Source organism: Methylophaga sp. UBA1464 (assembly GCF_002325665.1).
Taxonomy (GTDB): Bacteria; Pseudomonadota; Gammaproteobacteria; order Nitrosococcales; family Methylophagaceae; genus Methylophaga.
In genome coordinates, this window is record NZ_DCSO01000058.1 from 1 (window position 1) to 269 (window position 269).

1 protein-coding gene is annotated in these 269 nt (G+C 62.1%); it reads right to left on the reverse strand.

Annotated features, from left to right (window positions below; translation table 11 throughout):
- Positions 1 to 269: hypothetical protein (locus tag B3O33_RS07090; protein ID WP_292363281.1), on the reverse strand; the 269-nt coding region annotated here is incomplete at both ends.

Below are 269 nucleotides of genomic sequence, written 5' to 3' on the forward strand. Positions count from 1 at the left end.
GTCACCGTCCCCGGCGCGATGGGTACAGATGACTCTTGCTCGTCGTGTTCATCGCGAGTTGCGCGCAGCGGCACGGTCGGGGCATAGGCGGCGCTTGCCTGCTCCTCGCTGGCGCTTAGAGGTGAGTACTCACTCTCTTTCTGATGTACTGCAGGCTCTGGTTTATCCATGGGCTTGGTCGCAAACGCCTGTGCGTTTGGCGAGGATGCCTCGGACGCTTCGAGCGGCACCTCAGTATCGGCGATAGAGGGCGTTGGCTCTGGAGCAGG